20 protein-coding genes are annotated in these 21,929 nt (G+C 70.9%); 12 read left to right on the top strand and 8 right to left on the bottom strand.

The window, feature by feature from the left end; all coding sequences use genetic code 11:
- Positions 1-3 precede the first annotated feature (3 nt).
- The 7 genes from cysD to ABD289_RS15000 all read left to right on the top strand — a co-directional run bounded on the left by cysD (position 4) and on the right by ABD289_RS15000 (position 11,941).
- Positions 4-939 (top strand): sulfate adenylyltransferase subunit CysD, encoded by a 936-nt coding sequence (gene cysD / locus ABD289_RS14970; protein ID WP_344131934.1) that lies wholly within the window; start codon positions 4-6, stop codon positions 937-939.
- A gap of 411 nt (positions 940-1,350) precedes the next feature.
- Complete coding sequence (locus ABD289_RS14975) at positions 1,351-2,685, top strand: sulfate adenylyltransferase subunit 1 (protein WP_344131937.1); 1,335 nt, start codon at positions 1,351-1,353, stop codon at positions 2,683-2,685.
- Positions 2,682-3,431, top strand: coding sequence for a sirohydrochlorin chelatase (locus ABD289_RS14980; RefSeq protein WP_344131941.1), 750 nt, complete (start codon positions 2,682-2,684; stop codon positions 3,429-3,431). The genes ABD289_RS14975 and ABD289_RS14980 overlap by 4 nt, the downstream gene beginning before the upstream one ends.
- 143 nt (positions 3,432-3,574) lie before the next feature.
- A complete protein-coding gene (locus tag ABD289_RS14985; RefSeq protein ID WP_344131944.1) occupies positions 3,575-3,817 on the top strand; it encodes a hypothetical protein in 243 nt (80 codons plus the stop codon).
- Positions 3,818-4,044: 227 nt separating this feature from the next.
- The gene (locus ABD289_RS14990; protein WP_344131947.1) at positions 4,045-8,817 is read left to right on the top strand and encodes a type VII secretion system-associated protein; all 4,773 of its coding nucleotides are present in this window, start codon (positions 4,045-4,047) and stop codon (positions 8,815-8,817) included.
- A 6-nt stretch (positions 8,818-8,823) separates the two neighbouring features.
- Positions 8,824-11,109, top strand: a complete 2,286-nt coding sequence (locus ABD289_RS14995) for an ADP-ribosylglycohydrolase family protein (protein ID WP_344131950.1) — start codon at positions 8,824-8,826, stop codon at positions 11,107-11,109.
- A gap of 55 nt (positions 11,110-11,164) precedes the next feature.
- Positions 11,165-11,941 (top strand): enoyl-CoA hydratase family protein, encoded by a 777-nt coding sequence (locus tag ABD289_RS15000; RefSeq protein WP_344131953.1) that lies wholly within the window; start codon positions 11,165-11,167, stop codon positions 11,939-11,941.
- Between the two features lie 215 nt (positions 11,942-12,156).
- On the opposite strand, the gene ABD289_RS15005 is transcribed toward ABD289_RS15000, so the two are convergent.
- From ABD289_RS15005 to ABD289_RS15040, 8 genes are all read right to left on the bottom strand, one after another.
- Positions 12,157-12,558 carry a barstar family protein gene (locus ABD289_RS15005; RefSeq protein WP_344131956.1) on the bottom strand — a complete coding sequence of 134 codons (402 nt, stop codon included), beginning with the start codon at positions 12,556-12,558 and terminating at the stop codon, positions 12,157-12,159.
- A gap of 5 nt (positions 12,559-12,563) precedes the next feature.
- Complete coding sequence (locus ABD289_RS15010) at positions 12,564-12,983, bottom strand: guanyl-specific ribonuclease (protein WP_344131959.1); 420 nt, start codon at positions 12,981-12,983, stop codon at positions 12,564-12,566.
- Positions 12,980-13,183 carry a hypothetical protein gene (locus tag ABD289_RS15015; RefSeq protein ID WP_344132097.1) on the bottom strand — a complete coding sequence of 68 codons (204 nt, stop codon included), beginning with the start codon at positions 13,181-13,183 and terminating at the stop codon, positions 12,980-12,982. The genes ABD289_RS15010 and ABD289_RS15015 overlap by 4 nt, the downstream gene beginning before the upstream one ends.
- A 153-nt stretch (positions 13,184-13,336) precedes the next feature.
- Positions 13,337-14,224, bottom strand: a complete 888-nt coding sequence (gene mmsB, locus ABD289_RS15020) for a 3-hydroxyisobutyrate dehydrogenase (RefSeq protein WP_344131962.1) — start codon at positions 14,222-14,224, stop codon at positions 13,337-13,339.
- Between the two features lie 46 nt (positions 14,225-14,270).
- Positions 14,271-15,305: an enoyl-CoA hydratase/isomerase family protein gene (locus ABD289_RS15025; RefSeq protein WP_344131965.1), complete on the bottom strand. Its 1,035-nt coding sequence runs from the start codon at positions 15,303-15,305 to the stop codon at positions 14,271-14,273.
- A 181-nt stretch (positions 15,306-15,486) separates the two neighbouring features.
- Positions 15,487-16,650: an isobutyryl-CoA dehydrogenase gene (locus tag ABD289_RS15030; protein WP_344131968.1), complete on the bottom strand. Its 1,164-nt coding sequence runs from the start codon at positions 16,648-16,650 to the stop codon at positions 15,487-15,489.
- A gap of 46 nt (positions 16,651-16,696) precedes the next feature.
- Entirely contained in the window at positions 16,697-18,196 is a 1,500-nt protein-coding gene (locus ABD289_RS15035) for a CoA-acylating methylmalonate-semialdehyde dehydrogenase (protein WP_344131971.1), read from the bottom strand.
- Between the two features lie 305 nt (positions 18,197-18,501).
- Positions 18,502-19,131, bottom strand: coding sequence for an MOSC domain-containing protein (locus tag ABD289_RS15040; protein WP_344131974.1), 630 nt, complete (start codon positions 19,129-19,131; stop codon positions 18,502-18,504).
- A 283-nt stretch (positions 19,132-19,414) separates the two neighbouring features.
- Between ABD289_RS15040 and ABD289_RS15045 the strand changes: the two genes are divergently transcribed.
- The 5 genes from ABD289_RS15045 to ABD289_RS15065 all read left to right on the top strand — a co-directional run bounded on the left by ABD289_RS15045 (position 19,415) and on the right by ABD289_RS15065 (position 21,836).
- Positions 19,415-19,756, top strand: a complete 342-nt coding sequence (locus ABD289_RS15045; RefSeq protein WP_344131977.1) for a DUF8129 domain-containing protein — start codon at positions 19,415-19,417, stop codon at positions 19,754-19,756.
- A gap of 37 nt (positions 19,757-19,793) precedes the next feature.
- On the top strand, positions 19,794-20,120 hold the full coding sequence (locus ABD289_RS15050) for a DUF2795 domain-containing protein (protein WP_344131980.1): 327 nt from the start codon (positions 19,794-19,796) through the stop codon (positions 20,118-20,120).
- A gap of 215 nt (positions 20,121-20,335) precedes the next feature.
- Positions 20,336-20,734, top strand: a complete 399-nt coding sequence (locus ABD289_RS15055) for a DUF2267 domain-containing protein (RefSeq protein WP_344131983.1) — start codon at positions 20,336-20,338, stop codon at positions 20,732-20,734.
- 117 nt (positions 20,735-20,851) lie between these two features.
- Positions 20,852-21,343, top strand: coding sequence for a hemerythrin domain-containing protein (locus ABD289_RS15060; RefSeq protein ID WP_344131986.1), 492 nt, complete (start codon positions 20,852-20,854; stop codon positions 21,341-21,343).
- A gap of 97 nt (positions 21,344-21,440) precedes the next feature.
- On the top strand, positions 21,441-21,836 hold the full coding sequence (locus ABD289_RS15065) for a hypothetical protein (RefSeq protein WP_344131989.1): 396 nt from the start codon (positions 21,441-21,443) through the stop codon (positions 21,834-21,836).
- Positions 21,837-21,929: the final 93 nt, after the last annotated feature.

Genomic DNA, 21,929 nt, shown 5'->3' on the forward strand with positions numbered 1-21,929 from the left:
GAAATGACCACAGCAGAGACCGAGGTGTCCACACCGGGCGCGCCGCCGCAGGTGGACAACCTGGCCGCGCTGGAGTCCGAGGCCATTCACATCTTCCGCGAAGTAGCAGGCGAGTTCGACCGCCCGGTGATCCTGTTCTCCGGCGGCAAGGACTCCACGGTGCTGGTGCACCTGGCGATCAAGGCCTTCTGGCCGGCTCCGGTGCCGTTCACGCTGCTGCACGTGGACACCGGGCACAACTTCCCGGAGGCCATCACCTTCCGCGATGAGCTGGTGGAGAAGAACCAGCTGCGCCTGGTCGTCTCGCACGTGCAGGACTACATCGACGACGGCAGGCTGCAGGAGCGCGCCGACGGCACGCGCAACCCGCTGCAGACCCAGCCGCTGCTGGACGCGATCTCGGACAACAAGTTCGACGCAGTCTTCGGCGGCGGTCGCCGCGACGAGGAGCGGGCCCGGGCCAAGGAGCGCATCTTCAGCCTGCGCAACGCCTTCGGCCAGTGGGACCCGCGCAGGCAGCGGCCGGAGTTGTGGAACCTCTACAACGGCAAGCACCGCCCGGGCGAGCACGTGCGGGTGTTCCCGCTGTCCAACTGGACCGAGCTGGACGTCTGGCGCTACATCCAGCGCGAGAAGATCGAGCTGCCGGAGCTGTACTACGCGCACCGCCGCGAGGTCTTCGACCGCGACGGCATGTGGCTGACCTCCGGTCCGTGGGGCGGGCCGCGCGACGGCGAGACCGTGGTCTCCAAGACCGTGCGCTACCGCACCATGGGCGATGGTTCCTGCACCGGCGCGGTGGAGTCCGAGGCCTTCACGGTCGACGACGTGATCGCCGAGGTCGCGGCCAGCAGGCTCACCGAGCGCGGCGCGACCCGCGCCGACGACCGGATCTCGGAAGCAGCCATGGAGGACCGCAAGCGCGAGGGCTACTTCTGAGGAAAATGCCTTCGTTCGCGGTGTGCGTGGCGGTGCCGGTAGCGGAACCTCGGACGCCGTCGGGCTGCGGGATCCGCGACTTGAGTAGCCACCTGCGCGGCGCTGCGGCTGTCCGCACCCGACGACGTCCGAGAACCCGCGGCGGTGCGAGCTGAGTTTNACGACTTGAGCAGCCGCCTACGCGGCGCTGCGGCTGTCCGCACCCGACGACGTCCGAGAACCCGCGGCGGTGCGAGCTGAGTTTCACACCTGAAACGGCGGCTCCGCCGCACAACGCAACCACCGAGCTGCCGATCCGGNTTTCACACCTGAAACGGCGGCTCCGCCGCACAACGCAACCACCGAGCTGCCGATCCGGTTCCCGACAGCACGATTAGTCAAGCCCTTGACCACCAGGAGTGGGTTTCCCTCATGACCGAGACCACCACCCGTACCGCGCCGGACAGCGGCACCGAGGTGACCTTGCCCGTGCACACCGACCTGCTGCGGCTGGCCACCGCCGGTTCCGTCGACGACGGCAAGAGCACGCTGGTGGGACGGCTGCTGCACGACACCAAGTCGGTGCTGGCCGACCAGCTGGACGCGGTGCACCAGGCCAGCGCCGACCGCGGTCTGTCCGCACCGGACCTGTCGCTGCTGGTCGACGGCCTGCGCGCGGAGCGCGAGCAGGGCATCACCATCGACGTGGCCTACCGCTACTTCGCCACCCCGAAGCGCTCCTTCGTGCTGGCCGACACCCCGGGGCACGTGCAGTACACCCGCAACACCGTGACCGGTGCGTCCACCGCGCAGCTGGCGGTGCTGCTGGTCGACGCCCGCAACGGCGTGGTCGAGCAGACCCGCAGGCACGCGGCGGTGCTGGCGCTGCTGGGCGTGCCGCGCCTGGTGCTGGCCGTCAACAAGATCGACATGGTGGACTTCGACGAAGCCACCTTCACCGGTATCGCCGAGGAGTTCTCCGCGCACGCCCGGGCGCTCGGGTACACCGACGACGCCGTGGTGACCATCCCGGTCTCCGCGCTGCTCGGCGACAACGTGGTGGATCGCTCGGACAACACCCCGTGGTACTCCGGCCCGTCGCTGCTGGAGCACCTGGAGAGCGTCCCGGTGGCACCGGACCCGCACGACGCGCCGTTCCGGATGCCGGTGCAGTACGTGATCCGGCCGCGCACCGCGGAGTACCCGGACTACCGCGGCTACGCGGGCACCATCGGCGCAGGCGTGGTCTCGGCGGGCGACGAGGTCGTGGCGCTGCCCGCGGGCGTGCGCACCAAGGTCGCCAAGGTCGACACCGCCGACGGCGAGCTCGAGCAGGGGGCGGCCGGTCACTCGGTGACCCTGCTGCTCGAGGACGACCTGGACATCTCCCGGGGCGACCTGATCGCGACCGCGGCCACCGCGCCGAAGCTCACCGACGAGCTGGACGCCACGGTGTGCTGGCTGGCCGAGAAGGCGCTCAGCGCCGGGCAGAAGGTGCTGGTCAAGCACGGCACCCGCACGGTGCAGGCGATGGTCACGGACCTGTCCGCGCGCTTCGACGAGCAGCAGCTGTCCAGCGTGGCCGCTCCGGACTCGTTGCAGCTCAACGAGATCGGGCAGATCCAGCTGCGCACCGCCGAGCAGCTGCCGGTCGACGACTACGCCGACAGCCGCCGCACCGGCGCGTTCCTGGTGATCGACCCGTCCGACGGCACCACCCTGGCCGCCGGGATGGTCGGCGACCCGTTGGCCCCGTTCGCACGATGACTCCGCTGATCGCCGTCGCGCACGGCAGCCGGGACCCGCGTTCGGCGGCCACGATTCACGGGCTGCTGGACGTGGTCCGGGCGTTGCGTCCCGAGCTGGACGTGCGCGCGGCGTTCCTGGACCTCTCCGAGCCGCTGCTCGGCGACGTGCTGGACGCGGTCCGGGACGACGGGCACCGGGACGCTGTGGTGCTGCCGCTGCTGCTCGGCCGCGCGTTCCACGCCCGCGTCGACGTTCCGGCGGCGGTCACCGACGCCCAGCGCCGCCACCCGGACCTGCGCGTGCGGGTCGGCGACGTGCTGGGCCCGGATCCCCGCCTCGACGAGGCGGCCTGGCGCAGGCTGCTGGAGGCCGGCGCCGACCCGTCCGACCCGGACCTGGGCGTGCTGCTGGCCGGCGCGGGGTCCTCGCACGCCCCGGCCAACCGCCTGGTCGACGAGGTCGCGGCCCGCTGGCAGTCCCGCACCTCCTGGGCGGGCGCGGTCGCCACCTTCGCCGCCGCGGCCTCCCCGGACGTCCCGGCCGCGCTGGAGCTGTTGCGCGACCGCGGCGCGCGCCGCATCGCGGTCGGCTCCTGGTTCTTGGCACCGGGCCTGCTGCCGGACCGGATCATCGAGCTCGCGCGGGGGAACGCCGACTCGCCGCTGATCGCGGGTCCGATGGCCAACGATCCGGGCGTGGCGGATCTGATCCTGCACCGCTACGAACTCGCGATGACGCAGGACCGCCTTCCCATCGCCGTCTGAGCCTCGCTGTTGCCGGCCTGTCCGGCCGATCCCGATGTCCGCTCCGCAAGACATTGGCGGGAAGTCGCCAACTTTGGGGTGCGACCGGCCCCGGTCGGCATGATGTGTCCCGTCGAGCGGGTTTTCGAGCTGGGGTGATCGCCGTGGGGCCGGTGCCGCATCTGATCGCGCGGGTGCGCGCCGAGTTCGCGCGCACCGAGCAGGACAAGTCCTGCCACTTCTTCCCGCTGCCCCGGGACAACGACGGCGAGCTTCCCCCGACCTTGCGCGCCTACTGCGGGTTCGACATCGTCCCCGGTCAGGCCGAGGCCTTCGAGGGTCCCGTCGGGATGCCGTGCCTGACCTGTCTGATGGCCGCAGCGTTGTCCGAATCCGAGTCGGCCTGATCTTCCTCGCTGGTCAACGCGCCGAGGCCTATTGACGCAGAGTTGTTCTGCGAAAGACTACGATTCACCCCGTGGGGTCATGAGAGAGTGCATGACAGCGCCTGGGCGGGGAATCAAGCCGCTCCCTGTGCACGCCGTCCCCGTCAGGCCCGCGCTCTCGAGTGACCGTTTGGTGTGCGGGGCGAGAATTGCAAGGCTGGACGAGGAGTCGGGGACAACAGCGCGAGATGAACACGCAGCAGCCGAGCCGACCGGTCATCACACCGGCTATGCAGGAGCAGGCCAAGAAGCAGCCGAACACGTGGCTGTACGTGGTGGACCCGATCTTCACCGATCCGAACGCGGAGGTCCCGCCCTGGGGCTTTATCGGTGGCTACCGGGTCGACGAGCAGGGCGAGATCACCGACGACTTCTCCCCGAACCCGAACTACCGCCCATCGCCGGTCGCGCTGCGGCTGCCCGCTCCGTCCAACGACGTCGAGCGCGCCCTGCAGCTGACCACCACCGGCTACGCGCAGGGCAGCGCGCTGCTGACCGCGATGCTCGATTCCGAGCTGATCCTGTTCGCCCAGCCGCAGGGCAGCGGGCTGTTCACCGTGGAGCACGAGTCCGGCCGCAGGCAGCTGCAGCTGTTCACCTCGGAGAACTTCCTGCCGTCGAACTGGACGACCTGGCAGCGGATGACCGGCCGCCAGCTGGCCGGCTGCGGTCTCAGCGGAATCGACCTGCAGGTCAACCCGACCAGCGCGGTGAAGGCCCGGATGCCAGCCGAGGAACTGGTCAAGATCGCCCACACGGTTCCGCCGCAGCCGGTCGGCGTACCGATGTCGCCCCCGACGGGCAATCCGGCCGCCCCTCCGGTGCCCTCCGCTCCGGCATCCCCTCCCGCAGGGGCCCCGCAGCAGGCCGCAGCGGGACCGCAACCGGTCGACACCGAGTTCGGCCGCCGGTTCCTGGGTTCGGTGCTGGCCGGTGCGATCGGCGACGCGCTCGGCGCGCCGGTGGAGTTCTACCCGGTCGACCAGATCCGCAGCCGCTTCGGCGCGGACGGCGTGACCGAGTACGACCGCTCCGGTGAGCACCCCGGTGAGTTCACCGACGACACGCAGCTGGCGATGTTCACGCTGGAGGGCCTGATCCGGGGCCACATCGCCGACCCGGACAACTTCCCGCTTCCCGCGCTGCAGCTGGCCTACCAGCGCTGGCTGCACACCCAGGGCTACAACTGGGAGCGCGCCGCCGGCCCGTTCGCAGCCGAACACCCGCAGCCCACCGGCTGGTTGATCGCCCAGGCCGAGCTGTTCGCGGTGCGGTCGCCGAACTCCAGCTGCATCAGCGCGCTGCGCGAGTTCGCCTCGGCAGGCGCGCCCGGCACCTTCGACCGAGCGATCAACGATGCCGAGAACTGCGGCGGCGTGGTCCGCGCGGCCCCGATGGCGCTGTGGTCCGAGGACCCGCGCGAGGTCTTCGAACTGGCCGCCGCTGCCGCAGCGCTGACGCACTCCAAGCCCAACGGCTATCTCCCCGCGGGCGTGCTGGCGGTGCTGGTGCACCGGCTGCTGCACGAGGAACCGCTGGCGAAGGCGCTCGAGCAGGCCCGCGAGCTGCTGGTCGGCTACCGCGATCACGAGGAGACCGAGCGGGTGCTCGAGGCCGCCGAAGAGCTGGCGAGCCGCGGCAAACCGACTCCGGAGCAGCTCAAGGACGACCTCGGTGGGGGCTGGTCCGGCCACGAGGCCTTGGGCATCGCCATCTGCGCGGCGCTGAGCACCGACAGCGTGGCGAGCGCGCTGATCATCGCGACGAACCACTCCGGGGACAGCGACTCGACCGCGTCGATCTGCGGCAACATCGTCGGCGCGATGTACGGCGCGACCGCGTTGCCCGGTGTGTGGGTGCGCGACCTCAAGCAGCGCGAAACGCTCGAGACGCTGGTCAAGGACGCCCTGCTGCAGTTCGGCGGGGCGCCGCCGACCGGCGAGGCGTGGACCGCGCGCTACCCGGGCGCCAAGGACGTCTCCAGCCTGGACTTCACCTCGGTGCTGCCGACCGCCGACGAGCCCACCGGCCAGAGCCAGAGCGACGGCGGGACGGGCACGGAGACCACGAGGGTCACCACGCCGGTGCCCCCTCCCCCAGCGGAGCAGGAGGGCACCGAGATTCCCGAACCGCAGGACTCCGATTCCGCGCCGAAGCCCGACGACGCCGAGGCGGCTCCGCAGCCGGTCGCCGCAGCCGCGGAATCGGTGGTCCAGCCGCCGGAGTCGGCCGCTCCCCGGCCGTCCTCCCCCGCGGACCTGCACGCGCAGCGGATCCGGGGAATGCTGCTCGGCGCCGCCGCCGGTGACGCGCTGGGCTATCCGATCGAAGCCGATTCGCTGCCGGAAATCCGCGCGAAGTACGGCGATTCAGGGCTCATCGACTACGTCGACGCGCACCACCAGGGCGGATCGGTCAGCGACGAGACCCAGCTGACCCTGTTCGCCACCGACGGCCTGATCCGCGCCTCGATCGCACGTCTGCAAGGCGGGATCACCGACCCGACCGAGCAGGTCGGGTACGCCCATCTTCGCTGGCTGCACACCCAGGGCTTCGAGTGGGCCGAGGCCGGTGGGCCGCTGGCCACCCAGCGGCCGGACGGCCACCTCGTCGAGCACGACGAGCTCTTCGTGCGCCGCTCCCCCGCCGCGACCTGCCTGCAGGCACTGCAGGCGTACGCGGGAGGCGGCGAACCCGGCTCGCTCGGAAACCGGGTCAACGAGGCCACCGACTGCGGCGCCCTGGTGCGCGTGGCGCCCGCGGCGATGTGGTCGGACAACCCGGCCGAGGTGTTCTGGGCGGGCGCCGCGATCGCCTCGCTGACCCACGGCCACCCGGACGGGCACCTCCCGGCCGGTGCGCTGGCGGTGCTGGTGCAACAGCTGCTGGCCAACCGATCGCTGCCGCAGGCGGTCGAACGCGCGCTGCTCGAACTGTCCAATTGGGACGGGCACGAGGAGTCGACCGCGGCCCTGCGCAAGGCCGTCGAGCTGGCAGCCACCGGCGCGCCGACCTCCGAGCAGATCGAGAACTCCTTCGGCGACCTGCGCTCGGGCGCGCAAGCGCTGGCCATCGCGGTGTGCGCGGCGCTGACCCATCCGGAGTCGTTCCCGGAGGCGGTCGTGCTGGCGGCCAACCACTCCGGCGACAGCGACTCCACGGCCGCGGTCTGCGGCACCGTCATGGGCACGGCGCACACCGCCGCCGCGATCCCGCAGCACTGGCAGGACAAGATCGAGCTCGCCGAGCTCATCACTGCCGTCGCCACCGATGCGAGCAAGGCTTTCGGCCCCAACCCGCCGGAGATGCAGGACCGCTACCCGGTCAACGAACCCGCCGAGCAGCAGCCGGAACCGATGGCCGTCGCTCAGCCCGAGGTGGCCGCCGAGGAGCCGGTCGACATCGTGCCGCAGCCCGAGCCGGATGCCGAGCCCGCCGCGATGGCCGAGCTGCCCGACGAGGTCGACGCCGAACCGGTGCTCCCGCAGCGCGAACCGGAACCGGAAGCGCAGCCGGTCGGTGAATCCGAGCCCGATCCCGAGCCCGAGGCCGTTCCCGAGGCCGAGACGGCCGTGGCGCAGCCCGCCCCGGAGCAGGAACCCGAGCAGGCACCCGCGAGCTCCCCCCAGGAGGCGTCCGCACCGCATCCCGCTGCCGAGCACGAGGACTCCGCGACGCCCGATTCCGCCGAGGCCAAGACCGAGGACCCGGACCTGTCCAGCGAGGAGCTCCGGCTGCTGGCCGCCTGGCGGAAGTTCCGGGACAACGAGGAGGGCAACCCCAGCGAGCTCACCCAGGGACTGCACAAGCTGCTGGTCGAGGCGTTCGGCGAGCAGCGCGCCGCGCAGCTGATCGGGGAAGAGGTCGCGGCCGCTCCCGAGCCCGAGGAACCGGCCGAGGACCCCAGGCCGCAGCCGAGCAGGCAGGAGCGGCTGTCGGGCTGCGTGTTCGGCGGCGCGGTCGGCGACGCGCTGGGCGCTCCCTGGGTGTTCAGCGATCTGCTCACCACGCTGCGCGAAAACCCGGACGGCGTGCGCGAGTTCGCCGAGCACTTCGGGGCCCGCGGTACGGCCACCGGCATCACCCAGCAGTCCGCGTTCCTGCTGTCCGGCCTGATCGGCGCCCGGCTCAACTCGGCCGACCGGCCGACGATGGTGCGCAACGCCCTGCGGCACTGGCTGCACGCCCAGGGTGCCCGGGTCACGCCGCCCGAGCCCGGTGACCCGCTGGAGGGCTTCACCGCCCTGCACGCGCAGCGGTTCCCGGACGAAGCGACGCTGACCGCACTGGCTCGCTGGGGCGATCGCAGCGAGAACCCGACACCGAGCAACCCGCCGAACGACGCCCGCTCCGCATCCGCGACCGCCCGCGGTGCGGTCGTGGGCTTCGAGACCACCGGCCACGCCGAGGCGATCTCGCTGGGCGTGGAGATCGGCGTGCTCACGCACGGCCATCCCGACGGCTACTTCCCGGCCGCCGCGCTCGCCGGTCTGATCAACGCGCTGGCCGCCGGTCAGCCGCTCGGTGCGGCCATCGAGGCGGTGCTGCCCGAGCTGGACCGCATGGAGGGCGCCGAAACCACCGCGCAGGGGCTGCGCTCGGCCGTCGAGGTCGCCACGGCCGGTCCGGTCTCGCCGACCGTTCTGGAGTCGCTCGGGCTGGGCTTCAACGCCCCGGAGGCGCTGGCCATCTCCGTCGCCGCGGCCCTGTCGCACCCCGCCTCGTTCGACGACGCGGTCTCGCTGGCCGCGACGCACGCGGGCAACAGCGCGGCGACCGCTGCGATCTGCGGCGCCCTGCTCGGCGCCGAGCGCGGCATCGCCGAAGTCCCCCAGGAGCGGATCGAGCAGCTGGAGCTGCGCGAGGTCCTGCACCGGCTGATCGCCGACGCGGAAGGCGCGCGCGGCGAATCGGAACCGGACGAGCCCGCCCCCGAGTGGGCCGAGCGCTACGCCGGATAGTCCGACGTGGACGGGAGAGGGCTGGACGACACCGAGCGGGCGCTGCTGGGCGCGTGGCGCGCTCAGCAGCACCTCGACCCGGTGGAACGACGGCTTCTGGAGCTCTCCCGGCACTGGCGGCGGCACCCCTCCCGGCGACCGCTGTGGGCGCATTCGCTGCTCGGCGAGAACGAGCTCCCGGCGCGGCTGCTCGGCATGCTGCTGGGCGGCGCGGTCGGCGAGTTCGCCGTGCTGGGCCGGGTGGGCCAGCGCTCCACCGCGTTGTTGTTCGTGCTCGAAGGCCTCATCCGCGCGCACACCCGGTACCGCGCCACGGGAACCGGAGAACCGGTGGAGGCCGCTCTCGACGGCCTGCGTCGCTGGCTGCACACCCGAGGTCTCCCGTGGCGGGACTGCGGGTCCGAGGCGCCCCGCCCGAACGGTCCGCTGGTCGGAGCACCGGAGCTGCGCGACAGCCACAGCGACGACCCGACACCGCTGACCGCGCTGGCCCGGGTCACCGCCGGGCACCCGGCGGGCAGCAGGCAGCAGCCGATCAACACCTCCAGGACGGCCTCGGGCGCTCCGCTCGGCGCGGTGGCCGCGCTGTGGTCGGACGATCCCGGCATCGTGCAGGCCCTCGGCGGCGATCTCGCCGCGCTCACGCACGGCCACCCGCACGGGCACAACCCGGCAGGCGTGCTCGGCGCGACGACGCTGTGGCTGCTGCGCCGCCACGACCTGGAAACCGCGCTGGCACAAGGCATTTCCGGCTGGCAGTCGGCTCGGAGCACGCTCGGCGACGCGGTGCGGCTGGGACGGCTGAGCCCCGCCGGATTCCGGCCCGGACCCTCCCACCTGGCACGCCCCGGCCGCAGCGGCCTGGACACCCTCGCGGTGGCAGCCCGGGTCGCGCTGGCCTGCCAGGACGACTTCGATGCCGCGATCGCCTCGGCCGGGGTGCACGGCGGGGACGCCGCAGGTTCGGCCGCGCTGTGCGGGCAGCTGCTCGGCGCGCTGCACGGCCCCACTGCCATCCCCGACGGGTGGCGTGACCGGCTGCCGATCACCGAGCTCGTCGAGCGGCTGGCCACGGATGCCGCCGTGGAGTTCGGCCCGAATCCCGATGAGTCGGCGGCCTGGGAGCAGCGCTACCCCGCCTCCGACGCGAGCGCACCGGAGACGTCGACGCAGCACTACGGCACCGCGCTGTCCGCGGCTCCGCGCTCGGCCGCGGCTCGGGACCGCTTCCGCGGCGCCGTGCTGGGCTGCGCGATCGGTGAGGCGCTGGGCGCGCAGGTCGCCGCCGAAAGCTGGGACGAGATCCGGGCCCGCCACGGCCCCGAGGGACTGACCGGCTACATCCCCGCAGGCCACCCCTCGGGCCGACTGGGCAGCGAGACGCAAGTGCTGCTGTTCTCGGTGGAAGGGATCCTCCGCGCCAACATCGCCCGCCGCGGCACCGGTCCGGACGATCCGGTCCGGCACCTACAGCACGCCTACCAGCGCTGGCTGCACACCCAGCACCTGAGCTGGCCGCGCGCCGCGGGCGAGTTCCGCGGCGCCACCCCGGAACCCGACGGCTGGCTGATCGGGCAACGCGCGCTGTTCCAGACCCGCAATCCGGGCCGGACCATGATGCGCACCCTCATCTCCTTCGCCAAGGGCCAGCAGCCGATGGGCACGCCGGCCGCACCCGCCAGCGACTCGGCCGACAGCGGCGCCGTCCTGCGCGCCATCCCCGCCGCGCTGTGGAGCGCGGATTCCCCGGCGGCCTTCGACCTCGGGATGCGCGCGGCCGCCCTCACGCACGGCCACCCCACCGCCCTGCTCGGCGCCGGAGCGATGGGCTACCTCGTCTCCCGCCTGATGTTCGGCGAGGACCCGCCGGAGGCGGTCGCAGGCGTCCTGGAGCAGCTGGCGCCCCACCCCGGGCACGACGAGCTGACCGAGCGGCTGGGCGCGGCGCTGCGCCTGTCCGGCAGCGGTCTGTCTCCCGAGGAGCTCACCGGCGAGCTCGGCACCGGCAACACGGCCGACGAGGCGCTGGCGATCGGCTGCTACGCCGCGCTCACCGCGGGCCCGGACTTCGATGTCGCGCTGCCCATCGCGGCCAATCACTCCGGCCACAGCGCCACCGCGGCCGCGATCGCCGGCGCGCTCGTGGCCGCGGCCATCGGCGCCGAGTCGATCCCGCAGCACTGGTCCGCGCAGCTGGAGCTGCACGAGGTCATCGACGAGCTCACCCGGGACGCGGTCCGCGAGTTCGGCCCGCACCCGCCGGAATGGGCCGAGCGCTACCCGCCGACGTGATCTCGGCGACGCGCTGCCGTTGGCCGGAGCGAATCGGATCGTTAACGTCTCGGGCATGGATGAACTCGTGCACCTCGACGTGTCCGACGGGATCGGCACGATCACGCTGGACTCCCCGCACAACCGCAACGCCCTGTCGGCCCAGCTGCGCAAGGAGCTGAAGGAACGCCTGGACGCGGCGATCGCCGACGAAGCGGTGCGGGTGATCGTCCTCGGTCACACCGGGAAGGTCTTCTGCGCCGGGATGGACCTCAAGGAGTCCCGGTCGGCGGACGCCGACGCGCAGGGGGTCAACGAGTTCCCCGCGTTGCTGGAGCAGATCTGGACCTGCCCGAAGCCGGTGGTCGCCAAGGTCGGCGGGCCCGCGCGAGCCGGCGGCGTCGGTCTGGTGGCCGCCTGCGACATCGCGGTGGCCGCCGAGGAGGCGACCTTCGCGTTCTCCGAGGTGCGCATCGGGGTCGTGCCCGCGGTCATCTCGGTGACCGTGCTGCCCCGGCTGAACGCGCGCAGCGCCCACGAGCTGTTCCTCACCGGAGAGACCTTCGGCGGGAGCCGGGCCGCCGAGATCGGCCTGCTCAACTCGGCCGTTTCCGCCGACGGGCTCGATGTCGAGGTCAAGCGCTACACCGACATGCTGGCGCTGGGCGCGCCCGGTGCGCTGGCGTCGACCAAGGCGATGCTGACCGCGCAGCAACCCGCGAAGATGTCCGAGGCCTTCGAACAGATGCTGGAGCTCTCCGCAGAGCACTTCGCGGGCAAGGAGGGCCAGGAAGGGATGCTGGCCTTCGCCGAGAAGCGCAAGCCGTCCTGGGTTCCGGAGGCGCTGCGATGATCCGCTGTTGAGAGGTCCGCGCCGTGTGCGGCGGCGGCCGCCTTTTCGAGTGTGGGACTCGGCCCGCGCCGCCGCGGGTTCTGACGCGTCGTGTGGCGCGGACAGCCGCGACGCCGCGTGTCGCTGCTCAAGGAGCGGATCCCGCAGCCACGCGGCGCGTCAGGTTCCGCACCCGCACCGCCACGCACACCGACCATGGAAACAACAGCTGGTCGTCATTCCTTGGTGAGCACGGCGGTGAAGGTGCGTCCGCACATGGGGCGTTCGGCGGCATCGCGCAGCACGGAGTTGATGCCGTTGAACGCCCGCGGATCGTGCTCGGCCAGGTTCTGGAAGCCGGACCAGACCAGCACGTGCTCGCCCTCGGGCAGCCAGGACAGGTCGGTCAGGCAGTCGAACAGCGCGTCCAGGTTGCGGCCCGCCCACTCGGGGAAATCCAGCACCGCGGCGATGCCGTCCATGGTGGTGCGCTTGCTGTCCAGGTCGGCGCCGTCGAGCACGTGGACGGTGGCGCCGCGCTCCTCCGCGTCGGCCACCACCTGCCGGGTCGTGCGCTCGCAGGAGGGCTGCTCACTCACCGGGCGCTCCTTCCGCAACCTCAGCTTCGTCGCAAACATCGCGCTCAACCGTCCGTATCGACGACGACGAACGACTCGTAGTGGTCATTGGTGTAGTACACCTCGTCCTGGCCGCCGGTGACCAGCCTGCGCGCGCCGCGGTCCGGTTCGCCCGGTGTGGGGACGGTGTACTCGTGGTAGTAGCCGCGCTTCTCGTCGGGCAGCTCGCCCTCGTAGTTGCCGAACACCGAGCCGTCCTTGCCCGGATACGGGAACGGACCGCCCTGCTCGATCAAGCCCCAGGTCTTGTCGGCCTCCGGCGGCAGGCTGGACAGCTCCTCGACCGGCAGCCCGGACTCGGAAGCACCCGGGACCGAACCGCCCGAGCCCTGCGAGTCGGCGAAGATGTCCTGGCCGAACCAACCCAGCACGACCAGCGCGACCAGACCGATCAACGCCGACGAAATGCGCTTGCGCGAACTCACGCCGCCCGTCCCCTCTCACCGCGGCCCCGCACGTCGCGTCCGCGGGCGAACCGGGCGGCGAGGACGTCCAGCGCGCGGTCGACACCCCGCGCCACACCCCAGCACAACGGCACCAGCACGGCCAGCACCAACGCGACCTGCAGCGGGTAGGCCAGCTGGACGAGCCACAGCTCGACGCCGTCGTACCACGCGACCACCATCTCCAACACAACGCAGCAGGCTACGCCGACCCCCACCACCCCCACCCAACGGACCCCCACCCCCGAATTCCCTGGAAATCGGGGGTGGGTTTTCGAGAGGTTTCTCGAGGTTCAGCCGGTCGGGTGTGGAGTGCGGCCGGCGTGTCGGGTGGGTCAGGTGGTGGAGTGGTTTCGGATGCTCTTGATGATGGCGCCGAAGTCCTGGTCTCCGCCGCCCTCCTCGTTGAAGCGGGCGTAGAGCTCGGTGGCCAGCCGCCCGATCTCGGTGTCGGTGCCGCTCTGCTCCGCCGCCGAGAGGGCGAGCTTGAGGTCCTTGAGCATCAGAGCCGAGGCGAAGCCCGGCTCGTAGTCCCGGTTGGCCCTGCTGGTCTCCACGAGATCGGGAACGGGGCAGTTCGTGGTCAGCGCCCAGCACTGCCCGGTCGAGATGGAGGCGACGTCGTAGAGCGCCTGATGGGACAACCCCAGCCGCTCGCCCAGCACGAAGGCCTCGCCGACCGCGATCATCGAGGCCCCCAGGATGAGGTTGTTGCACATCTTGGTGACCTGCCCGTGCCCGGGACCACCGCAGTGGATGACCTTGCGGGCAGCGGGTTCGAGCAACGACTCGGCCCACTGGAAGTCGGTCTCCGAGCCGCCGACCATGAACGTCAGAGTCCCCGCCTCGGCACCCGCGGTCCCACCGGAGACGGGGGCGTCGATGCAGCCGAACCCGGCCTCCTCGGCGCGCCGATGCGCCTCCCGGGCATCGGCCACGTCGGCCGTCGAGGAGTCGATGAGCAGCGCACCCGGGGTGGCCATGGGCAGGATCTCGTCGTAGGCCGCGAGCACGTGCTTGCCGCTGGGCAGCATCGTGATCACGGCCTCGGCGCCGCTGACCGCCTCGGCGATCGAGGACACCGTGGTCACACCGTGCGCGGCCGCGTCCCCCAGCGCAGCGGGGGCGAGGTCGAAGCCCTGCACGGTGTGCCCGCCCTTGACGAGGTTCGCCGACATCGGACCGCCCATGTGGCCCAGCCCGATGAAACCGATGACAGCCATTGTCACAACCTTTCTGCGCTGGAACTTCGGTCAAGGACGCCGGAACTCAGCCGAAGATGGCCGGCTCGTCCGGGCCCGGTTCGAAGAACTTCTGCACCCTCGATCCGTCCACTTCGGGCAGCGTTGCGGGCGACCACTGCGGGTTGCGGTCCTTGTCGACCAGCGTTGCCCGCACGCCCTCCAGGAAGTCGCCGGTGCGCACGCAGGCCATCGCCAGCCGGTACTCCTGGGTCAGGGCCTGCTCGAGCGAGTCGTACCCGCCGCGCAGCGCGCGCAGCGTGACCTTCAGCGCGGTCGGCGACTTGGACTCGATCGACGCCGCCGCCGCGTGCGCGGCTTCCTCCGGCCGGTCCTGCAACCTGCGCAGGATCTCCTCGACGTCATCGGCCGAGTAGGCGGCGTCGATCCACTCGCGCTGGGCAGCCAGCGGCGCCTCGGGCACCGGGGCCGCGAAGGACTTGAGCACGTCGTCGACCTCACCGGTGGCCAGCGCATCGGCCAGCTCCGGCAGCCGGTCGCTGGTGACGTAGTGGTCGGCGATGCCCGCCTGCAGGGCGTCCGGGCCGCCGACCGCGCCGCCGGTCAGCGCCAGGTGCGTGCCCAGCTCACCGGGAGCGCGCGACATCAGGTAGGTGCCGCCGACGTCGGGGATGAACCCGATGCCGACCTCCGGCATGCCCACCTTGGAGCGTTCGGTGACCACCCGGTGCGAGCCGTGCGCGGTGATGCCCACGCCGCCGCCCATGCAGATGCCGTCCATGATCCCCACGACCGGCTTCGGGTAGTTCGCCAGCGCGGAGTTGAGCCGGTACTCCTCGGTCCAGAACGCGATCGGCAGCGATTCGTCCCCGGCCCTGGCCGCGTCGTGCAGCGCCCGGACGTCGCCGCCCGCGCAGAGCCCCTTCTCCCCGGCTCCATCGATGAGGATCGCCCGGATGCGCCCGGCACCGCGCCACTGGTCGAGCGCCTCGGTCATCTCGCGAACCATCTGCAGGGTCAGCGAGTTCAGCGCCTTCGGGCGGTTGAGGGTGATGTGTCCGAGCGATCCGTTCTCGCGGACCAGGACCTCGGGTTCGGTCATGTGCGAACTCCTACGAGCGTTCTCTCGAAGCGGCGAAGCCACTTGTTCCTCCGGCGGCCGTCCTCGTCCGCCGGGCATCGCCGGGATGCCCGGCGGACGAGGACGGCCGTGGCGTTGCGTATCGGTCATACACGAGTCCCGGCTTCCGGAGCCAGAACGCCGCTCCGATTCCGAACACGCCTCAAGCCGCCATCAGCCCGCGGGAGATGATCAGGCGCATGATCTCGTTGGTGCCTTCCAGGATCTGGTGCACCCGCAGATCGCGGACGATCTTCTCCAGGCCGTACTCGGCCAGGTACCCGTATCCACCGTGGATCTGCAGCGCGTCGTTGGCCACCGCGAAACCGGTGTCGGTGGCCAGCCGCTTGGCCATCGCGCACAGCTTGGTCGCCGAAGGGTCCCCGGTGTCGAGCGCCCACGCCGCCCGCCACAGCATCAGCCGCGCGGCCTCCAGGTCGGTGGCCATGTCGGCGAGCTTGAACTGCAGCGCCTCGAACTCACCGATCTTGACTCCGAACGCGCTGCGCTCGCGCACGTAGCCGAGGGACTTGTCCATCGCGGCCTGCGCACCCCCGAGGGAGCAGGCACCGATGGACAACCGGCCGCCGTCCAGCCCGGCCATGGCGATGCTGAAGCCGATGCCCTCCTCGCCGAGCCGCTGGTCGGCGGGAACGCGCACGCCGTCGAAGACGACCTGCCTGGTGGGCTGGGCGTTCCAGCCCATCTTCTTCTCGTCGGCGCCGAACGAGAGCCCTTCCGCGCCGGCCTCGACGACGAAGGTGGAGATGCCCTTGGGACCGGGTTCGCCGGTGCGGGCCATCACCACGTAGACGTCCGAGCTGCCGCCGCCGGAGATGAACTGCTTGACGCCGGTGAGCAGGTAGTCGTCGCCGTCGCGGACCGCGCGCGTCTGCAACGCGGCCGCGTCGGACCCGGCCCCCGGCTCGGTCAGGCAGTAGCTGGCCAGCAGCTCCATCGAGGACAGCTTCGGCAACCAGCGCGCCCGCTGCGCGTCGTCGCCGAACCGGTCGATCATCCCCGCGCACATGTTGTGGATGGAGATGTACGCGGCGATCGACGGGTCGCCGGTGGCCAGCGCCTCGAAGATCAGCGCCGAGTCGAACCTGCTCAGCCCGCTGCCGCCGACGGACTCGTCGACGTAGACGCCGCCGATGCCCAGTTCGCCGGCCGCGCGCAGCACCTCCACCGGGAAGTGCTTGGACTGGTCCCATTCCACGGCGTGGGGTGCCAGCTGGTCGTCGGCGAACTCCCGCGCGGCCTGCTGGAGCGCGCGCTGGTCGTCGGTGAGCTCGAACGGTGATGCGGAAAGCGCTGCAGCGGACACGTCCGCTCCCTTCCGTCGTGGGGCCGGGATCGCCGGCCCGCGGCGGTCAGTGCATCGTCGGGATCGTGAAGCTGGCGCCTTCCTTGAGTCCGGAGGGCCAGCGCGAGGTGACCGTCTTGGTCTTGGTGTAGAAGCGGATCGAGTCCGGCCCGTGCTGGTTGAGGTCGCCGAATCCGGACCGCTTCCAGCCGCCGAACGTGTGGTAGGCGATCGGGACCGGGATAGGCACGTTGACGCCGACCATGCCGGTATTGACCCGGGAGACGAACTCGCGGGCCGCGTCGCCGTCGCGGGTGAAGATGGCGACCCCGTTGCCGTACTCGTTCTCGCTGGGCAGCCGCAGCGCTTCCTCGTAGTCGGCCGCGCGGACCACCGACAGCACCGGACCGAAGATCTCCTCGCGGTAGATCCGCATGTCCGGGGTGACGTGGTCGAACAGCGAAGCGCCCAGGAAGAACCCGTCCTCGTGGCCCTCCTTCTGGAAGCCGCGGCCGTCGACCAGCAGCTGCGCGCCCTCCTCGACGCCCACGCCGATCAGGTCGTGCACCCGCTGCCGCGCCTGGCCGGTCACCAGCGGCCCGAAGTCCGCGTCCTCCTCGAAGCTGGTGCCGATCTTGAGGTTGCGGGTCTTCTCGACCAGCTTGTCGACCAGCGCGTTCGCGGTCTCCTCGCCGACCGGCACGGCCACCGAGATCGCCATGCAGCGCTCGCCAGCCGATCCGTAGCCCGCGCCGATCAGCGCGTCCACGGCCTGGTCGAGGTCCGCGTCCGGCATCACGATGAGGTGGTTCTTGGCGCCGCCAAAGCACTGCGCGCGCTTGCCGTGCGCCGCGGCGCCGGAGTAGATGTACTCGGCGATGTCGGAGGAGCCGACGAACCCGATGGCCTCGACGCGCGGCTCCTCGATCAGCGCGTCCACCGCGGTCTTGTCACCGTTGACCACGTTGAACACACCCGGCGGCAGACCGGCCTCGATGAACAGCTCGGCCAGCCGCATCGGCACCGACGGGTCCCGCTCGGAGGGCTTGAGCACGAACGCGTTTCCGCACGCGATGGCCGGAGCGGCCTTCCACAGCGGGATCATCGCGGGGAAGTTGAACGGGGTGATGCCCGCGACCACCCCGAGCGGCTGGCGCAGCGAGTAGACGTCGATACCGGTTCCGACGCCGGTGCTGTACTCGCCCTTGAGCAGGTGCGGGATGCCGACGGCGAACTCGACGACCTCGAGCCCGCGCTGCACGTCGCCCTTGGCGTCCGGGACGGTCTTGCCGTGCTCGGAGGCCAGCAGCCGGGCCAGGTCGTCCATCTGCTCGTTGCACAGCTGCAGGAACCGCATCAGCACGCGCGCCCGCTGCTGCGGGTTCTGCGCCGCCCAGGCCCGCTGCGCCGCCGCGGCGTCGTCCACCGCTGCGGTGACCTCCTCGGCCGAGGCCAGCGGAACCCTGGCCTGGACCCGTCCGGTGTTGGGATCGAACACGTCACCGTAGGACCCGGACGTCCCCGGCACACGCTTGCCGCCGATGAAGTGCTCCAGCTCGTTGGTCATCTCGCAACGCACCTTCCGCCCGAACCGCGCCGTTCAATACTCGGAAGCCAAACTTTTGGTCGCCCAATCTTTGCCCGTACACACCTGCGCGCAACAGGGTGTGACGCATCACATTATCGATCCGGAGCGGGCTGCGCGAGCCACGAGCGCGGGCATCGGCGCAGGTGACGGGCCCGAGATCGGCAGGTGCGCGAAGTTCGCAAATCACCTGAGCGGGTCATGCGGCGGGAACGAACTCCCGCGGGGCGAGGCGGTCGAGCGGCCGCGCAGCCGCGGGCGCCGGACGACCGAGGAACGCGGCGACCTCAGACCTTGGTGGCGACCTTCGCGCGCCACGGCTCGGGCAGGTCCGGCAGGCAGCGCGCGACGTGCTCGGCGAGGTCGTCGCGACCGTGGAACTGCACGGCGAAGACCTCCGCGACGGTCACCCCGTGCTCGGGACGCGAGAGCACCCGCACCTCGTCGTCCGCGCGGACCTCGCCGGAACGCTCCACGGCGCAGTAGGTACCGGTGCGGCCGTGCTCGGTGAACCGCTTGACCAGGCCCTGGACGTCCCAGAACCCGGCGAACACGCGGCAGGGCTGGCGCGGGCCGGTCACCCGCAGCACGGCGTTGCCGATCCCCCAGCGCTCACCGATCACCGCGTCGCTGCTCGCGCAACCGGTCAACGTCAGGTTCTCCCCCGCGTTGCCCGGCACGAGCTCCTTGCCGAGCTCGTCCGACCAGAAGGCGAGTTCCTCGGCGTCGAAGGCGTAGGCGGCCTGGAACCAGCGACCGTGGTTGTCGGTGTCGCAGACCAGGTCGCCATCGACCCCGGACTCGGCGAACAGCACGGTCCGGGAGACCGGGCGCTTGTCGATGCCGGACTTCCCGATCCGGCCGGTCCACTCCCCGGTACTGAGGACGGCCACGTTCACCGACGACACGACACCCATGGCGCCCAACCTACGCGACGGCCGAGACCGCGAACCAGCGGTTTCGCGCTCCGCCGGCGGTGCACCCGGCGTCCCGCGCACGACGTGCGGGTTTCAGGCGAGGCGTTGATGATTGTTCGCGGCCCGACATGGGTACTGACACGGGCGTGAGCGATAACAGCGGTGCGCCACCGGTTCGCGCGAGTCCGAGCATGCGAACCGGGCATCGCATATCGCCGCAGCGGGCAGCCACGCGAGGTGGGCTCGCCGTCACGAGGCCAAGCTGAGCTGCTAGGAGGCAACGATGTCCGACAAGCAATTGCCACTGCCAGACTTCGACGAGCTTCCGTTGGGCGCGCTCGGCCACCGCATTCGTTCGCTGACGGAGGACGAACTCCGCCAGCTCCTCGAGCACGAGCGCGCGCACGCAGCCCGGGTGCCCGTGACCGAGCTCCTCACCGGTCGTCTCGACGAGCTTCAGCGTGGAGCAGTCCCCTCGCCGGGTGCCGAAAAGGATCCGAATGATGTACCCGGCCACACTCCGTCCAGCTCGAAGGTGACCCCGGAAGGGCCCGCTGAGCCAGGGCGCCCGTCACCGCCCGGGACGCGCAGCAGCACGGGCAAGGGCATCGAACACAACGAGTGACACGGGCATTGCACTTGAGAGGGAACGGAGAAGCACATTGAGCACGGACCGCGAGACCCTGAAAGCGACGTTGACGGACGCGACCTTCCCCGCTTCCAAGGAGGAACTGATAAGCCACGCGGATGCGCAGAACGCCGATTCCGAAACGCTGCAAGCCCTGCGAGGCATGCCGCCGGCGAGCTACGCGAACCTGACCGAAGTCGAACGTTCGGTTTCCCTGGACAAGGCGACCGAAGAAGGGCAGTCCAGCTCGGACAAAGCTCAGCAGGCACGCCAGAAGACGAAGGACGCGCTGGCCGAGCACGAGACCGAAATCCCTTCGAACCCCATCGTTGAAGAACTCGGGGAAAACCGCGGTAGCTAGTGCTTCATCCGCGCGGGTCGCGCCGAGGCGGAACTCGGGAAATGCGCTGCGCGCTGCGGCAGTCGCGCATGGCGACCTGCGCTGGACGGCCGTTCTCCCGCTGCGACTCGGTGCGGGGACCGGAGCCGCGCACCCGACCGCGAAGCGCACGTCCGGCGTCCGCGCCGAAGAGCGGAATGCGCACGCGCCCTGAGCAACCAGCAACGGAGGAAAGCATGGATATCACGCCGTGGAACGGCACGACGATGCGTTCGTTCGTCGAAGACGTGCAAGGCGCGACGAAACTGGATTCGGCCGATGAAGCGGAGCGGCTGACGAGGGCAACGCTGGGAACCCTCGCGGAGGGCATCAGCGGCGGACAGGTCGACGACCTGATGCCGGAACTCCCGGAAGAGCTGCGACGCGAGCTTTCCGGCCGCAGTGGTCAAGCGCGGTCGCTCGACAAGACCAGCTTCCTCGACCGCGTCAGCGGGGAGATCACGACGACCGACCTGGAGACCACGGAGGACCTGGTGCGCGGTGTGCTGCGCACGCTGCGCACCTGGGCGCCCGAGGGTCAGATCGACGACACCGTCGATCAGCTGCCCCGATCGATCAGCGAGATGTTCGGCTGAGCCCAGCCGCACCGGGGCTCCCACCACCGGCATCTCGCAATGCGGGGACGGCCGGACGATCCGCAGCCGCCTGCGGGTGGTACTTCCCGCTCGCTGTTCGAAGCTAGGAGTCACAACATGTCCGACGTCGTGGATTTGATCCTGGCCGACCACCGCCAGTTTCACGAGGCCCTCCGGCAACTTCGGTCCGGGGAGACCGATCGTGAAGCAGCGCTGGCCGATTTCTCGCACCTCCTGGTGGCGCACTCGGAGGCGGAGGAGACCGAGGTTTACCCGGCCCTTCGCAAGCTCGCCGACGTCGACGACGGAGAAGTCGATCACGGAGCCGCGGAGCACTTGGAGGGACACCGCGCCCTGCTCGAGTTGCTGGAAGCCAGCGAATCGGGGAGCTCTGATTGGGACCGCAAGCTCGAACGCGTTGCCGAGGTGGTCAGCCATCACCTGGCGGAAGAGGAACGCACGCTCCTGGCCGACGCGCGCGAAGCTCTTGCCACGCCGCAGCTCAACAAGATCGGTCAGGCATTCATGAACACGCGCAAGCAGCGGTTGGACGAGGGCTGCGGTCGCATCGAGTACATCCGGGACCTCATCCAACAGCACCAGGGCTGACCCCAGCGGGAAGCCGGGATCGGGCGTGCCCAGGTTCGGGATTCCAAGTGTTCGCGTGAACCGAGACCGAGCGATCGCGCCAGGTTCGCAGGCTGCGGTGGACGTGCTCGCGATGCGCGCAGCGTCGTGCTCGGCCGCGCTTGCCGGACGATCCGTTCAACGGCAGGCCGATGAGCGGGCTCGGTGCTCGCGCTCCACGCGATCGCGCGACTGCGGACCAAACGACGAATGCGGACCGAACGAAACCAACGAAGCAGGAAGGCACGTGAAGATCATGACCAACACAGCGCACTTCATCTCGGCGAAATCAGGTCGAACCCCGGTCGTCACGGTGCGAGATGATCGCGGCTCGCCCATCACCGAGATCGAACTTCCCGAATCCATCAGCAGCCCCGGAGAAGCCGAGAACACGCTGCGCGACGCCGGGTGGACCCGCAGCGCCGACTGGAGCGCCGCTGACGACGGCTGGGTCGCGCCGGTCGTACCCGCCTGATCCCGACCCGCGGTAAGCGAGCGGCGAGCACGGTCCGCGCGTGCGACTCGCGAAGGTCGCCGACTGCGGCGACGGGAGGCGGGTCGCCAGGAG

It is taken from the genome of Saccharopolyspora halophila, from assembly GCF_039531955.1.
Lineage (GTDB): Bacteria > Actinomycetota > Actinomycetes > Mycobacteriales > Pseudonocardiaceae > Saccharopolyspora > Saccharopolyspora halophila.

Coding starts and splice junctions, on each gene's coding strand:
- ABD289_RS15060 (WP_344131986.1), top strand. CDS start 20,852: ATGTCCGACGTCGTGGATTTGATCCTGGCCGACCACCGCCAGTTTCAC.
- cysD (WP_344131934.1), top strand. CDS start 4: ATGACCACAGCAGAGACCGAGGTGTCCACACCGGGCGCGCCGCCGCAG.
- mmsB (WP_344131962.1), bottom strand. CDS start 14,224: ATGGCTGTCATCGGTTTCATCGGGCTGGGCCACATGGGCGGTCCGATG.
- ABD289_RS15040 (WP_344131974.1), bottom strand. CDS start 19,131: ATGGGTGTCGTGTCGTCGGTGAACGTGGCCGTCCTCAGTACCGGGGAG.
- ABD289_RS15000 (WP_344131953.1), top strand. CDS start 11,165: ATGGATGAACTCGTGCACCTCGACGTGTCCGACGGGATCGGCACGATC.
- ABD289_RS15005 (WP_344131956.1), bottom strand. CDS start 12,558: ATGTTTGCGACGAAGCTGAGGTTGCGGAAGGAGCGCCCGGTGAGTGAG.
- ABD289_RS15045 (WP_344131977.1), top strand. CDS start 19,415: ATGTCCGACAAGCAATTGCCACTGCCAGACTTCGACGAGCTTCCGTTG.
- ABD289_RS15025 (WP_344131965.1), bottom strand. CDS start 15,305: ATGACCGAACCCGAGGTCCTGGTCCGCGAGAACGGATCGCTCGGACAC.
- ABD289_RS14990 (WP_344131947.1), top strand. CDS start 4,045: ATGAACACGCAGCAGCCGAGCCGACCGGTCATCACACCGGCTATGCAG.
- ABD289_RS14980 (WP_344131941.1), top strand. CDS start 2,682: ATGACTCCGCTGATCGCCGTCGCGCACGGCAGCCGGGACCCGCGTTCG.
- ABD289_RS15055 (WP_344131983.1), top strand. CDS start 20,336: ATGGATATCACGCCGTGGAACGGCACGACGATGCGTTCGTTCGTCGAA.
- ABD289_RS15035 (WP_344131971.1), bottom strand. CDS start 18,196: ATGACCAACGAGCTGGAGCACTTCATCGGCGGCAAGCGTGTGCCGGGG.
- ABD289_RS15015 (WP_344132097.1), bottom strand. CDS start 13,183: ATGGTGGTCGCGTGGTACGACGGCGTCGAGCTGTGGCTCGTCCAGCTG.
- ABD289_RS14975 (WP_344131937.1), top strand. CDS start 1,351: ATGACCGAGACCACCACCCGTACCGCGCCGGACAGCGGCACCGAGGTG.